This window comes from Desulfitobacterium nosdiversum (genome assembly GCF_049860565.1).
Taxonomy (GTDB): domain Bacteria; phylum Bacillota; class Desulfitobacteriia; order Desulfitobacteriales; family Desulfitobacteriaceae; genus Desulfitobacterium_A; species Desulfitobacterium_A nosdiversum.
Map to the genome: position 1 here is coordinate 2,896,769 of NZ_CP172056.1, position 14,829 is coordinate 2,911,597.

Annotated in this window: 9 protein-coding genes and 1 riboswitch; of the genes, 8 read left to right on the forward strand and 1 reads right to left on the reverse strand. The window is 39.6% G+C overall.

What is annotated here, in order from left to right:
• Positions 1–443: 443 nt before the first annotated feature.
• On the forward strand, positions 444–4,922 hold the full coding sequence (locus tag ACHOLT_RS13920) for an NACHT domain-containing protein (protein WP_425801736.1): 4,479 nt from the start codon (positions 444–446) through the stop codon (positions 4,920–4,922).
• 1,007 nt (positions 4,923–5,929) lie between these two features.
• Here the strand turns inward: ACHOLT_RS13920 and ACHOLT_RS13925 are convergent.
• The gene (locus ACHOLT_RS13925) at positions 5,930–6,631 is read right to left on the reverse strand and encodes a Crp/Fnr family transcriptional regulator (protein WP_425801738.1); all 702 of its coding nucleotides are present in this window, start codon (positions 6,629–6,631) and stop codon (positions 5,930–5,932) included.
• A gap of 344 nt (positions 6,632–6,975) precedes the next feature.
• Between ACHOLT_RS13925 and ACHOLT_RS13930 the strand changes: the two genes are divergently transcribed.
• From ACHOLT_RS13930 to gap, 7 genes are all read left to right on the forward strand, one after another.
• Positions 6,976–9,645, forward strand: coding sequence for a molybdopterin-dependent oxidoreductase (locus ACHOLT_RS13930; RefSeq protein WP_425801741.1), 2,670 nt, complete (start codon positions 6,976–6,978; stop codon positions 9,643–9,645).
• 12 nt (positions 9,646–9,657) lie between these two features.
• Positions 9,658–10,254, forward strand: coding sequence for a 4Fe-4S dicluster domain-containing protein (locus ACHOLT_RS13935; RefSeq protein ID WP_425801743.1), 597 nt, complete (start codon positions 9,658–9,660; stop codon positions 10,252–10,254).
• Positions 10,255–10,267: 13 nt separating this feature from the next.
• Positions 10,268–11,155 carry an NrfD/PsrC family molybdoenzyme membrane anchor subunit gene (nrfD, locus tag ACHOLT_RS13940; RefSeq protein WP_425801746.1) on the forward strand — a complete coding sequence of 296 codons (888 nt, stop codon included), beginning with the start codon at positions 10,268–10,270 and terminating at the stop codon, positions 11,153–11,155.
• Positions 11,156–11,322: 167 nt separating this feature from the next.
• Positions 11,323–11,453, forward strand: a riboswitch (molybdenum cofactor riboswitch).
• Entirely contained in the window at positions 11,452–12,474 is a 1,023-nt protein-coding gene (locus ACHOLT_RS13945; protein WP_425801749.1) for a molybdopterin-binding protein, read from the forward strand. Its footprint overlaps the riboswitch before it by 2 nt.
• Before the next feature lie 173 nt (positions 12,475–12,647).
• Positions 12,648–13,025 carry a NifB/NifX family molybdenum-iron cluster-binding protein gene (locus tag ACHOLT_RS13950; protein ID WP_425801752.1) on the forward strand — a complete coding sequence of 126 codons (378 nt, stop codon included), beginning with the start codon at positions 12,648–12,650 and terminating at the stop codon, positions 13,023–13,025.
• Between the two features lie 62 nt (positions 13,026–13,087).
• Complete coding sequence (locus tag ACHOLT_RS13955; RefSeq protein ID WP_425801755.1) at positions 13,088–13,213, forward strand: hypothetical protein; 126 nt, start codon at positions 13,088–13,090, stop codon at positions 13,211–13,213.
• A gap of 605 nt (positions 13,214–13,818) precedes the next feature.
• Positions 13,819–14,829, forward strand: coding sequence for a type I glyceraldehyde-3-phosphate dehydrogenase (gene gap, locus ACHOLT_RS13960; RefSeq protein WP_425801758.1), 1,011 nt, complete (start codon positions 13,819–13,821; stop codon positions 14,827–14,829).

The window sequence follows — 14,829 nt, forward strand, 5'->3', positions numbered from 1 at the left end:
GTTTAGTTCAACAGTTTCGAGATAGGGCGTACATGTGGAAACATGTTTAGTATGTAAATGTTTCCAATGCCGTTGATAATTTTCACTGTATTTATTGCGTCCGACAAAATGGGGACTAGTAAAGAAGTATATTGAGTATGAACAGCCAGAACGTTTTTTGGGACGTTCCGGCTGTTTTTGTTCTTTATTGGAATACATATTCAATATATGAAGGAAACAACAGAAATGTGTAGAAACGTTAAAGTGGAACAATTTGGGTCGATTCGACAACCCAAACACCTTAAGATAGATGTAAGATTACGGAGTTTAGATCTGAACTATGATTTAATGAATGCCTAGCTTTCGTCGGTTTGTGGAACAAATTTACTAATTTTTTCTATTAAAGGGTGCGGAAAGGGGCTTGGATTGTATATCACTATTTTGTATTAGACGGAGGAAAAATAATGATAAAGGATTTAAAGTTCAAAGAAGTATGTAATTTACTAAAAAAGGATGACGGTACACTAATTGATTTAGTTGATAAGCTAATGGGTGCTGCTATTGTGTTTTCTCCTATTATAATTGGACCAGAGGCACTACCAATTTTAGGACTACTTGCTACCAAAAACGAGTTGACCAAAATTGGTAAAAGCTTACTCGAAAAGTATACCAGCAAAAAAGATAGCGATTATATTGCTCGAATGAAAAGGATGGAGGTTGCTTACGGACTAATTTGCTTTACTTCCTTCTTTGAAGCGCTTGACCAATTGTTACCGGATGATATTCTCAAAAAAATAGATCTTACGATTGATGAAAAGAAGCAAATAGTAGAAGACGCAAATGAAAAATCAAAGATTTCTGAAATAGAAAACGACAGTGCTTATGATTGTCTTAAAGGCGGCATTTTAGAAGAACCTTTATCGTTTCCCCATCCCATCGTTCCTTTTAAAGCAGAAACAGTACGGTTAGAGCAATTATATGAACAAATGACTCAAAGCTTTTTCGAGTATTTGAGAAAAATATCTATTTCAGCAAAAGATAACAATAAAATAAAAGAGTCTATTAAAAAGTTAATAAAAGAATTGCCTAAACAAGCTTTAGATTGCTATAGAAGTCAGTACTTTGAACTTGCTCGCAAATTTAATGATTTTTGCCTGTGGTCTCAGATTCGCGAGCACAAAATTACTCAAGGGGCCCTCGAAAATGTATCTCTATACATGAAATATCAGACATCTCTACTTGATGAGAGTTCTAAGAAGATTGACTTTGGCTTTAATAAGCTACAGGAAATAGTGTTAACTATTCCGAACCAATTTAATGCATTGGAAGTTGCCAATGTTGTAAATGGTTTAAAACGTGATTATGAGAATAGAATTAATGATCCCATAATAGAAGATTATGTTCACGATGATGGAAAGCCGGCTTTGAACTTCCCAAAGATTTCAGAAGCGTTTATCCCGCAGTCGTATCGTGTTCTTCGGTATACTAAGCAAAATAAACATCTGGAACGGGAAGAAACTTGGGAAAATCTTGAGGCTAAGAATGATCTTGGGTTCTTTCTAGTAAGTTATCTGAGTTCACCTTATAGTATTGAAACTCCGTTACTGATATTGGGCCACCCAGGTAGTGGTAAGTCTGTTCTTACTAAAGTTTTGAGCGCAAGGCTAATGTCTGAATTATATACACCAATTCGGGTACCATTGAGAGAAGTCAACGCTGATTTGCCAACAGAGGACAAGATTGAATATATTATTAATCGTACAACTGGGCACAAAATCAGTAGTTGGGCACATTTTAGCAGCCAATTTGCAGATAGACCTCTGGTAATTATTCTCGACGGTTATGATGAACTCCTTCAAGTGAGTGGTAAGGTTTACGCCGGTTATCTAAAGGAAGTGCAGCAATTCCAAAAAAGAGAGGCAGAACAAGGAAGGCCTGTGCGGGTAATTGTTACTAGCCGTGTCACATTGATAGACAAGACCGCGATTCCAGAAGGAGCGACAGTGCTTCGTTTGATGGAGTTCGACAAAGTACAAAGGAATGCGTGGATAAGCATCTGGAACAAAGCTAACGAAAATTACTTTAATTCGTGTGAACCCAAAATACGACCATTTGAACTCCCGGAAAATAATAAGAACGGCAACGTGGAAAAGATAATATCTTTAGCTGAGCAGCCGCTATTACTTTTGATGCTTGCGCTCTATGATTCAGACGGAAACAGTCTAAGAAAGCTTGAAAGTCTTGATCGTACTTTGTTATACGACAGTCTTCTCCGTCGTTTTATTGAACGTGAACGGCGCAGATATGTAAAAGGGTTCGACCAATTGATTCAAAAGGATAATGATACAGAAATTGATCGAGAGATGCAACGATTAGGTGTAGCTGCGATTAGCATGTATAACCGCAGACAGCTTCATATACTCTCTTCTGAGCTCAATAGTGATCTCAAATTTTTCAATCTAGAACGTAAAATTACCGTTGACGACGGACGACCTATGAGTCAGGCAGACTTGCTTCTGGGTAGCTTCTTTTTTATTCATAAATCGGAAACAGATCAATCTTGCTCAGAGTTCGAGCAAACAGAAGGAGATACAGCCTTTGAGTTTCTTCATAATACCTTTGGCGAGTTTTTGACGGCCGATTTTATTATGAGGTTCGCCTTACAGGAAACGGAAGCTTTGCATTCACTAAAGCAGCTCGAAAGTTTACGGGCGGAGTTACAAAAGAAAATACAGGATCCGGATGGCCTTATCAAAGATTGGTTTGCATGTTTAATATATTCTCCATTATATACTAGGCCAGTAGTGATAGAGATGCTCCGTGACTGGTCCACTCATATCCTTCATAAGAGAGGGTGTAAACGGGAGGACTTTATTAATTGCCTTAATGAGATTGTTGAGAGCCAGATTGATATGATTTTAAAAGGGAAACATTTTCCATCAATGTTGCGAAATAAGGATGTTTTGCATGTTAGAGAGCTTCCTCTGCTTGGTCACATTGCCATTTATACATTGAATCTAATTATTATGCGAACTGTTCTCGATGATAAAAGTTATGTCTTTGACGAAGATTGTTATCGATCAAACGCGAAAAGCAGTGAATTAGAGGCATTCGGAACACGGGCTTGGGACCAGTTAACTTATATCTGGCGCTCATGGTTTCCACTGGATAATCTGAATGGCCTTTCAGCAATACTTTCTGCACGAAGGGAAGGCTCTAAGATCATATTGACGAGAAAGGAAACGTTTCGTGTAGATCCAAGCGATGATCGCCTCGATATTGTACTAAACGTTGCGTCAATGTTGGCAGATAATATCACATCAGGAGTAGTAGGGCTATTTTCCTGTAATTCAGACGAAAATGACCTTGTTGAAGTCGAAAAGCAGTTGAGTGAAGAAAATATTCATCTGCGTTTCGAGTTTTTAGTAAGACGTTTAAGACGTTTCCTATTAAGTGAGTCTGGAAGCTTCAATAGTTGTGACGAATTGGTTATCGATGGTTTTCGTCTAGCTTTCAAAGAAAGACAACGTGGTACATTGATAGCTGAGTTTATTGATTTGGCGGCTAAGGCCTTTAAGATGAAGTGTCTATCTTTTAATGACGAAGTAATAAGGGAAATGTACGAGGTAACAGCTTCTCCTCGTTTTTTTTACAATATAATTGAGAGACAGCCAGCGATCACATTGGAGTGGCTTGGATTAGTTCGAGAGATTGGTGGAAGTCGATGGATTAAGAGAATTAGCGACGAGTTATTCGACAGAATGATACATACTGGCTATTTCAGTGAGATAATGTATGGTCAACCAAAGGTTGCACTCGAATGGATTCGTTTATTTCGAGAGATTAGTGGGAGTCGATTGATTAAGCGAACTAGTAACGAGGTCTTAGAACGTATAGCGGATCCTGGTTATATAAGAGAGATAATGGATAGGCGACCAGAGGTCGCAATTGAATTGCTTCGATTAATTCGAGAGATAGGTGGAAGTCGATGGATTAAGAGAATTAGCGACGAGTTCTTCGAGGGAATGATGCATACTGGTTATATAAGGGAGATAATGGCTAGGTCACCAGAGGTTGCACTCGAATGGATTCGTTTACTTAGGGAGTTTGGTGGAAGTCCGTGGATTGATCGTATTAGCGACGAGTTCTTCGATGCTATGATGCATACTGGTTATATAAGGGAGATAATGACTAGGTCACCAGAGGTTGCACTCGAATGGATTCGTTTACTTAGGGAGTTTGGTGGAAGTCCGTGGATTGATCGTATTAGCGACGAGTTCTTCGATGCTATGATGCATACTGGTTATATAAGGGAGATAATGGCTAGGTCACCAGAGGTTGCACTCGAATGGATTCGTTTACTTAGGGAGTTTGGTGGAAGTCCGTGGATTGATCGTATTAGCGATGAGTTCTTCGATGCTATGATGCATACTGGTTATATAAGGGAGATAATGGCTAGGCCACCAGAGGTTGCACTCGAATGGATTCGTTTACTTAGGGAGTTTGGTGAGGGACGATGGATTGATCGAATTGGTGACAAGGTCTTCGAAGGGGTAATTCATGAAGGTAATATCGGGAAGATAATAAGCAGTCAACCCGAGGCTTCATTCCAATGGCTTCGTTTAATTTGGGAAGTCGGTGGAAGTCGATGGATTGATCGAATTGGTGACGAGGTCTTTGAAGAAATAATGTGTTCACGCAAATTGTGGAATATAATGAAAAGGAGACCCGAGATTACACTTGAGTGGATTCGCTTAGTACGAGAGGTAGGTGGAAGACAATGCATTGAACGAATTGGCGATGATTTTTATAAACGCATAATCATAAAGAATCTTGGAAGTGTTCCTTTAGGTTACGTACGGGACGTAAAATGGTATGCAGATATTACATGTAACAGTGCATTGTTGATTGAGCTTGAACACATGTGTAATGATCGGTATTAGAGAAATTATTGATGATTTCGGTGCAGAACCCCCGAATTGTATAAGAAATTTTCTAGACTATCAGAAGAAGTCGTTTGTCTCTATAATCTGCCAAATGACTTAAACTCTTAACGCTTGTGATTGGAGTTTCGGAAATAACGAGTACTTATCCAATTGATTTACAATGTAAATTTGCGCATATGACTTGAAATCATATCGTTTTAGGGCTTTCTGCACCAGAATCATTGAATTTATATAGTTAGAAAATCTAAAGAGAATAAAAACGGGTACTGTAAGTCGTAAGCATTGTCCTCGCTTGACTTGCACTTGTCCATTAGGTTTACCTTTCTTACACTACTACCACATTCAGGGCATAAAACCCGGAGCGTTTACCACTCTCGTTGCAGTCATAAATCACCCTATCCGGATTAGCTCCGACGAGGCCAACATTATAGAATACAGATGGATTCTTACTTAACTTCGCGCCCGATTATTTCTCTATTTCTTCCATTAAGGTCTCTCCAGTTTATAAGTGCTTTGTAGCCATATATATCTATTCAGAAGACACATTCTTTGGAGTTGAATAATATCTAATTGGAGAAAATATCTTTTATGTCGTAAATGTAATAACATGGCTATAATAGTCAAAGAGAAAATATATCGTCAAGGCTTGTACATAAATCTCAGAAGCTTTGGAAACATCTAAGTGACTCAATAGGACTATTCGATCAATTAGATCCGAAACCTGAAGGAATGCATTAAAAAAGTTACTCGCAATTATGTAAAGAAGAGAATTTAATCCGTTTTAAGACTTGATACTATAGCTTGTAATTTGGAGACATTTTGGGGACAGGTTCGTTAAAAGGGGACATTGGGGACATCAATTTTATGAGAAAATACCAACTTAAGTATCAGCACATGATAACTAGGATTTCAATACTTCACTAGATTATACAGTATATAATTCTTTTCGACTCTTAATCGGCGGTTCTTTATAGAGAATAAAATTGATCACATAAAAAATGGGTTTATGAATTTAACCGTTCATGAACCCATTTTTTTAATTCTTCCTTATTCAAGACTGTTATTTGCTTTCGTTCCATTCTAATAATTTCTAGCTCTTTAAGTTCACTTAGAATCCTGCTGACCGATTCACGAGCTAAGCTACACATACCTGCTAATTCAGTGGTTGTTAACGGAATTGAGATCAAAACTCCATCTGAAGCCTTCTGACCATGAGCATGCGCTAAAGCATATAATTTTGCACCGAGACGAGATCGCGCATCACCAAGTGCAACATTTTTAATTTGTCGATAAGCACGTCTTAAATCTAAAGCCATGCTTTGATAGAAAGGCATAAGGGCTCCCGGATTATCGTTTAAGTATTGAAGTAAGATATTTTTTTCAAGCACAAAGACTTCTGAATTTTCTAAAGCTAGAGCCGCGTAAGGATATGTTTTTCCATCAAGAATTACTTCTGGGAAAAAAGAAGCCGATTGAATGATCCTAAATATTTTCTCTGTAAATTCACTGGTCAATAAAAGTTCAACCCTGCCTTTGAGCAGGAAGAACACTGAATTAGCTTCCTCTCCGGAAAAAAACAAAAACTGCTTAGCAGAGTAATATCGTACACGTCCACGGGATTGACAAAAATCCCAAAATGTAATAGGAAGTTGATTCCATGGTACAGTCATTTTTAGTTGATTAAACTGATTTTCATTCTTTGACATAAAGTCTATTTAAACTCCTTTTTATAATGACTTTTAAATCAATGTTCTCTAATAGTTTGCAAAAACCTTTAGCTGCACAAGTTATTTTTAAATAATTAATAGCTCTTGTTTAATACTTTTATTGTATAACGATCATATAAAAGTTATAAATAAGTTGCTTTAAAAAATTTATTACCTACCCCCCGTATAGGGGATAAACTAAGAGAAACTATAATATATTGACTATTTTAGTGATTAGTGAATACAATCGCAAAAAATGGCCTTTTTTGTCGTTCGCAAAAGTCACAAAAAAAAGCTATGCTCAACCTAAAGATGAAAAATAACTACAAAAGGAGGTTCACGGAATGAGTTCGCTAAAAGAACGCAACGTGGCAGCTAAACAAACCACCGCCTCTCGAGACGTTGAGTGGGTTCCAAGTATATGTAATTTCTGCTCAACGGTTTGTAATGTGCGTATTGGGGTAAAGGATGTTAATGGAAAGAGAACGGCTGTAAAAATCGAAGGTAACTCCAACAGTCCTTTAAACAGAGGAAAAACATGCGCCCGTGGCCAAGCTGGTTTAAAGCAAACCTATGATGAAGGGCGTCTGACAACTCCGTTAATTCGTGTTGAAGGATCTAAACGGGGGGAATGGAACTTCCGCCCAGCTTCCTGGGAGGAAGCAACAAACCATTTCATGCAAAAACTTCAAGAACATCAGGTTCAGCCTTGGGAAATGGCCATGGCTGGCGGCTGGACTTCCTGCGTATTTTATATGCCTTTAGCGCTTGCCTTTGCTTTCTCAATGGGTATGCCTAACATTATTGCATCGCCAATGCAACAATGCGTTGCTGCCGGTCACTTAGGAAATGACTTCGTGACAGGCAACTTTAACTATCATGATGAGGTAATGGCAGACTTTGAAAATGCAAATTATATTATTTTCTCGATGACAAACTCGGGAGTAGCTGCAGCCTCGACCAGTCGTTTAGTTCGATTTGCCGAAGCGAAAAAACGGGGTGCCAAGGTTATTGTTCTCGATCCACGTTTATCCGAACTTGCTGCGAAAGCTGATGAATGGCTTCCGGTTAAACCGGGAACAGATTCTGCTTTCTTCTTGGCTATGATTCATGTCATTCTTCGCAAGGGACTTTACGACTCTGATTTTGTTACGAAACACACAAATATGCCTTTCCTGGCTGTTGAACACCAAGGCATGGTTGTCCCGATGATGGAAAGCAATGAACAAGGATATCCAACCGCGTTTTGGGTACTGGATCAAGTCAGTGGAGAGGTTCGAAAGCTTCCAGGCTACAGTAATCAAAATACCATCGATATGGACGGCAAAAACCTTCTTCCGGCGTTAGAAGTTCCAAAGGGCTTTGAAATGAACGGTCAAAAGCCAAAGACAATCTTCCAATACCTGCTTGAACAAACTGCCAAATTTACACCTTCTTGGGCTGAACAAGAAACGGGAATTCCTGCGGCGACCATTGAGCGAATTGCGGTTGAATTCGGTCAAACCCGTCCGGCTCTTGTTGATCCCGGCTGGCATGGGGCTCGCTATGACAATATTCTAAATACACGACGTTTGCAGTCGATTATTCAAGCTCTTGTCGGTGGAATTGATACCACGGGCGGCTGGCTTATGTCCGGTGAATATCGTGAAAAGCTGATGCATTTTCTTCAAAATATGAAAGAGGGCAAACCAACTCCAGTCTTAGGTCTTCCAGGTATGCAATTTCCGCTGACCGCAGCAGGCAGGTTCTTTGATCCCAGCCAATGGCAGCATGGACATCCTTCTTTTGCAATGGCTCATTCCATGGCCGAAAAAGCGGCTGGCCATACTGGCGTTATCTTTCCGGCATTTTCCGACTATGGTCTTGAAGAAGCAGTTGATGGCAAACTTCAATTTAACGGCGAGCCTTATCGAATTAAAGCGATTTTAATGAACGCTGCCAATCCTGTTCGCCACATGTATCCAGAGTCACGTTGGAAAAAGATCTTAACGAGTCCTAATCTGGGAGTGGTCGTTGCTATTGATATACTGCCTTCTGACACAACGGCTTACGCTGATATCATTCTTCCTAATCAAAATTACATTGAACGTGACGAACCTTTCGTCTATGGTGCAGGTCCTTCACCTGATTTAGCAATCACTACCCGTTTCAGCGCTGTTGATTCGAACCCCAATGCAAAAGGAACTGCAGATATCCTTTTTGGATTTGCTCAAGCCTTTGGAGGTCTTGATCGCTATGTCCAAACAATTTCCGAAATTAGCGGCATGGATCTAAACGACCTTAAAAAAGAGATTGGCAAAGCGGTAAAGGGTCAGCAAAGTTTTACCCAAGCCATTCGCAACGTTTCCTTTAAACAACATGCCAAAGGGTTAGGGATGACAGCCACAAAACTCGAACAAACCCTTCGTGAAAAAGGAGTGCTTGTTATTGAGACAGCGGATAAACTCCGTGAACATGCTTCAATTGCTAAGCATTTACCCGTACCGACCCCATCGGGACGGATTGAAATCTACTCTTTAATGCTTGCCGGTTTTGTCATGCAGCAAGGATATCAGCCGAACTGGGATCCCGGGCTCGTTTATATTCCACCTCATGTAAATCAAGAAAGAAAACCGGATGAGTTTAATTTTATCTACGGTAAAACTCCTACGGTGTCCTATGCTTCGACGAACTCTAATAATCCCATTCTGATGACACTTTCTAAAGTTAAGGAAGATGAATTTATGGGGCTCTGGATTAATCCACAAAAAGCTACGATGCTAAATATCAAAACGGGGGACACTGTAACAGTTGAAAATCTTGTGAGCGGACAGAAGGCTCAAATTAAAGCCTTTGTTACCGAAATGGTTCGTCCGGATACCGTGTTTATGTCTTCATCCTTCGGAACTGAAAACCCGCTGTTGAAGAACTCTGCCGGAGTCGGGACAGCTTTAAACAAGCTTGTTCCGTATCAAGTGGAGCCCGTTGTTAGTGCTTTCCGGAGTCAAGAATTCACCGTTCGCGTGACTAAGTAAGGAGGAGAAAACATGGCACGCTATGGTATGGTTATCGATCTGCGTTCCTGTGTTGGCTGTCAAGCCTGCAGCGCAGCATGCGCTTTAGAAAATCAGACCCCGTATTGGTCCAACAAATGGCGGACCAAAGTAAAAGATATTCAAGTAGGGCAGTTCCCCAATACGGGACGTCATTTTGTCCCCACCATCTGTATGCATTGTAAAGAGCCAGCCTGTATGACGGTTTGTCCTTCCAAAGCAACCTTTAAGAACGATGAAGGCTTTGTTTTGGTCAACTATGACACATGCTTAGGCTGTAAGGCTTGTATGGCCGCCTGTCCCTACGGCGCCCGATATGTTTACAGCAAAGACGACGTTAAAGAAGCTAAAGAAATCTATGGCGACAGCGTTCAGCATACCAAAGTACATATTGATAAGTGTACTTTTTGTCAAGATCGAATCGCACGCGGAATGGAACCTGCCTGTGTTACTACCTGCCCAACCACCTCTCGGATTGTCGGCGATTTAGATGATCCGACGAGTGAAGTAGCTAAAGCAGTCTCTTCAGGCCTCGCTAAACCGCTGCGTCCGGATCTCGATACTGAACCTCGCGTTTACTATATTTATTAGGAGGAGATAATCCATGGCAAAACCGATGCATCTTGAGCGCCAAGAAGCTTACGAGTGGCCGGTTGCTGTTTATCTGTTTTTCGGTGGCTTAGGCGGCGCACTAATGACCCTATCATATATATTCCACTTTTTTACGGCGGCCACACCGTTGATCGGATTAGCAGCTTTGAGCGGGCTCGTATTCTTTGCTATAGCAGGAGCTTTCCTGATCTTCTTCGATTTGGAACGTCCTCTTAACGCAGTCTACTCCTTGAACAATATTACGAAGTCAGGAATATCCTGGGACGTTGTTCTCATTGCCCTTAATTACGTGTTCGGAATTCTTTATGTAATTCCTGAATTTGCAGGCTACAGCGTCCTTAGCGGACTGGCATCACTGCTTTTACCTTACCAAGCCTTCTTTGGTGCCATAGCGGCGATTTCCGGATTTATGTTTCCGATCATTTCTGGAGGATTACTTGCAGCACCTGCATCTATCCCGCTTTGGCATACGCCTGCACTTCCGTTACTTTATCTTGTAACTTCCTTTTCCCTTGCCGTAGCCTATCTAGGTGCAATCTTTAATACAGATGGGGTACTCTATACAACCTTTTCAGGAACAATCTTAGCTTTATCCGCATTAACCTTTGGAATTTCTTTAGCCTACCTTGAGCATACTCATAATGGTCCTATTGAAGCTAAAGAGGGAATGCATCGCATGTTGAAAACAGCCCGGTTTGTACTTCTCTTTCCGTTAGTTGGTGTAATGTTCCCGTTGGTATTAAGTGCCTATGTTTTCTTTACAGGAGTAACCATTACGTGGGTTATGCCGGCATTAGCAGTTGCTTTATTCTTAGGTGGTTTTGCTGCCCGCAATTGTGTCGTAAATAATGGAATTGAAACCTATCCTTGGCCGTACTAAGAAAATGCAAGGCAAAATTAAACTTTAACTTGATATTAAAATAGACAAGAGGGACTCTTATCTCTTTTGTCTATTTTTCTAATTATAAACGATTGGATTACTTGAGCCAGAAAGAATAAATATTGACTCTAGTCACTAAATCGTTATTGTGACCCGAACGAATCATGCTATAATTAAAGGGCCGAGCCTAGAAACCTAAAGAAATTTCCATGGTACTAGGCCGTTTCAGTATCCTGAAACCGGGGTTTATTTAGAAATGAATAAGCCTTCCGAATTGAAAAGGAGGATTTATTTATATGGAAAAAATCCGCGTAGAAGATGCAGTTGGGGCCGTATTAGTCCATGATATGACTCAAATAATTCCTGGGGAAACGAAAGATGCCAGATTTCGGAAAGGGCACGTTGTTCAAGAGGAAGATATTCCCGTTCTTTTAAGTATGGGTAAAGAACATATTTATGTCTGGAACCAAACACCTGGTTTAGTTCATGAAAATGAAGCTGCAGAACGATTAGCAAAGGCGGTTGCCGGTCCGGGCCTTACCTTCAGTGAAACTAAAGAGGGAAAAGTTAACTTAATTGCGAAACATGATGGTTTGATTTATGCTTCAGAAAAAGGAATATTGGCACTCAACACTTTGGAGTCTATTGTTTTAGCTACACTTCATAACCATCGGCCTGTAAATAAAGGGCAAAAAATTGCGGGTACTCGCGTCGTACCTCTTATGATTGATGAAAAAGTAATTTTAGAAGCAGAAGAGATAGCGTGTAATTTTAATGAACCACTCTTGCAAATACGTCCTCTTCAGTCATATAAAATTGGCATCGTAACCACTGGGAGCGAAGTATTTCACGGTCGGATTGAGGATAAGTTTGGACCCGTTTTACGCGCGAAAGCTGAAAAATGGGGTTCTAATATTATCGGACAAAGCTATGCATCTGATGATGTTTCTATGATTCAGGATAAAATCCGCGAACATATCCGTAATGGTGCTGAAATGGTTTTTGTTACGGGTGGAATGTCCGTTGATCCAGATGATGTGACACCAACAGCAATTCGTGGATTAGAAGTAGAAATGGTGACCTATGGCGCGCCTGTTTTACCCGGTGCTATGTTTCTGTTAGCTTATTATAATGGGATTCCCATCATGGGTTTACCCGGTTGTGTAATGTACTCTCGGACTACAGTTTTTGATCTAGTTGCAACTCGGATTTTAACAGGCGAACGACTTACTCGGAAGGACATTGCTCAATATGGCCATGGCGGGCTATGCCTAGAATGCCCTGAATGCACTTACCCTCATTGCCCTTTTGGAAAATAATAATTACTGTAAAATTGGAGATCCTTCTGAGGGATCTCTTTTTATATTTAATTTATTTGACAACCCCGCTTATAAAGATTATATTGGAATTGTAAACCCCCCAGGGGTACTATTGAGTTTCGTAAAATTTAAACACAAACTTTTAAGTAAATAAAAGGGAAGAAGGGATGTACATGACGAAGAAAATTGCAATACCGACCGAAGGAGAAATTGTTAATGCACATTTTGGCCGCAGCCAAGCTTTTACCGTATTTGAAATTGAAAACGGACAAGTTCTTAACCAAGAATTAATGGATACTCGCGGCTTTGAGCATCAACATGCCGGAATTGCTCAGCTTTTAAAATCTAAGGGGACTGAAACTGTAATTTGCGGAGGTATTGGACCCGGAGCTATCCAAGGTTTAGAAAGTCAAGGTTTAGAGGTTCTTCGCGGAGCTAGCGGTCCGGTTCGTGATGTCGCTGAGGCCTTTGCTAATGGAACTTTTATCGGGACGGAAGCTGTATGCGACCACTCCCATGACCATGATCATCATGATATGCATAAGCATTAAACTAAGCACAAAAAATAGAGTCAGGTTTCTTTTAATTAAACCGTGGAAAGGGTGAGTAGGGAATGGGAGCACATAAAAAAGTCTCACGGGCCAAATCCCCGATAACCGTAAAAGATCCGCATTACACGCAATACGATGTTCAAAAAGGCCGAATAACCTTTAAAGGCAAGAAACTTCCAGAAGACTAGGGTGTAATGCTCACATTTTACTCACATTCATAAGTATTAAAAGGCTTTTCATAAGTTGATTAAACTTTTGAGAAGCCTCTTTTTCATCGCTTTTATTACATTTATATTAAACGGCCCATTTAAAATTGAGAGCTATTTTTATTTCCAATTTCAAGGTAATATTCATTACACTTTCAATTTCATTTTTTTCCAAACAGTAAATCACGTAGACGATAAGTAAGAAAAATCATCTAAAGCGTTTTAGTATTTTTCGATATTTATGACTAAACACAAAAAGTACCTTACGTTTTGCGTAAAGTACTTTTTGTTGCATACAATCTAAATTTCTATTTGCTAACTCACTCTTTGAAGCATATTTACATATAGATAATCTTACAAGACTGTAACAAAAAAATAATCTATAATATAAAGCTTTTCTAGTTAAATCATGCAAAGTAATATTTTTGCATGATATTTGGCATAAATGGAAAACTAACAAAGTAAAAATAATTGTTTGATTTTAACATGAAATTAAAGGATTTTTGTTCGATCGCGCATAATATATGTTATATAAACATCTATTATCTCAAACTCAAATCAAAATTATATATTGAGGAGGTTACATAATGAGTGTACGTATTGCAATCAACGGTTTTGGGCGTATTGGTAGATTATCTTTAAGAGCTGCTTTAGAAAGTAAAGCCCCACTTGAAATCGTAGCCATTAATGATTTAGGGAGTCCAGATTTATTAGGTCATCTTTTTAAATATGATTCCGTCCATGGCATTCTTCCCTATGAAGTTGAAGTTAAAGGGAATATAATGCAAGTAAATGGACAATCAATCCAGCTTTTAGCCGAAAAAAATCCTGAAAACTTGCCTTGGAAAGATCTTAAGGTTGATATCGTTATAGAATCAACAGGTCGTTTCACCGAGCGAGATAAAGCGGCACTTCATCTCCAAGCAGGTGCTAAAAAGGTTGTTATATCTGCGCCTGGTAAAAATGAAGATATCACTATTGTTATGGGAGTTAATGAGGACAAATATGATCCCAAAAATCATCATGTACTCTCGAATGCGTCTTGTACAACGAATTGTTTAGCCCCTGTCGTTAAAGTTCTTCTCGAGGAATTTGGAATTGAACAAGGTATGATGACAACAACTCACTCTGTTACCAATGATCAACGAATTCTTGACCTTGAACATAAGGATTGGCGTAGAGCACGGGCTGCTTTCCAATCGATGATTCCGACAACCACTGGTGCTGCCAAAGCTGTAGCACTTGTACTTCCTGAGTTAAAAGGAAAATTAACCGGTTTAGCTGTTCGTGTTCCTACTCCCAATGTTTCCATTGTTGATTTTGTAGCTAATTTATCAAAACCGACAACGAAAGAAGAAGTTAATGCAAAATTGAAAGAAGCAGCAGATGGAAAGCTTAAAGGATACTTAGCTTATACTGATTTACCTTTGGTATCTCATGATTTTAACGGAAATCCTAATAGTTCGATTGTAGATGGCCTTTCCACTATGATGCTCGGAGATAAAATGCTTAAAGTTCTGGCATGGTATGATAATGAGTGGGGATACTCCAATCGCGTAATAGATCTCGTCAAATTTATTGCCGATAAAGGATTATAA

Bases quoted from the DNA above. Each gene is read 5' to 3' on its own strand.
- ACHOLT_RS13920 (WP_425801736.1), top strand. From the start codon at position 444: ATGATAAAGGATTTAAAGTTCAAAGAAGTATGTAATTTACTAAAAAAG.
- ACHOLT_RS13925 (WP_425801738.1), bottom strand. From the start codon at position 6,631: ATGTCAAAGAATGAAAATCAGTTTAATCAACTAAAAATGACTGTACCA.
- ACHOLT_RS13930 (WP_425801741.1), top strand. From the start codon at position 6,976: ATGAGTTCGCTAAAAGAACGCAACGTGGCAGCTAAACAAACCACCGCC.
- ACHOLT_RS13935 (WP_425801743.1), top strand. From the start codon at position 9,658: ATGGCACGCTATGGTATGGTTATCGATCTGCGTTCCTGTGTTGGCTGT.
- nrfD (WP_425801746.1), top strand. From the start codon at position 10,268: ATGGCAAAACCGATGCATCTTGAGCGCCAAGAAGCTTACGAGTGGCCG.
- ACHOLT_RS13945 (WP_425801749.1), top strand. From the start codon at position 11,452: ATGGAAAAAATCCGCGTAGAAGATGCAGTTGGGGCCGTATTAGTCCAT.
- ACHOLT_RS13950 (WP_425801752.1), top strand. From the start codon at position 12,648: ATGACGAAGAAAATTGCAATACCGACCGAAGGAGAAATTGTTAATGCA.
- ACHOLT_RS13955 (WP_425801755.1), top strand. From the start codon at position 13,088: ATGGGAGCACATAAAAAAGTCTCACGGGCCAAATCCCCGATAACCGTA.
- gap (WP_425801758.1), top strand. From the start codon at position 13,819: ATGAGTGTACGTATTGCAATCAACGGTTTTGGGCGTATTGGTAGATTA.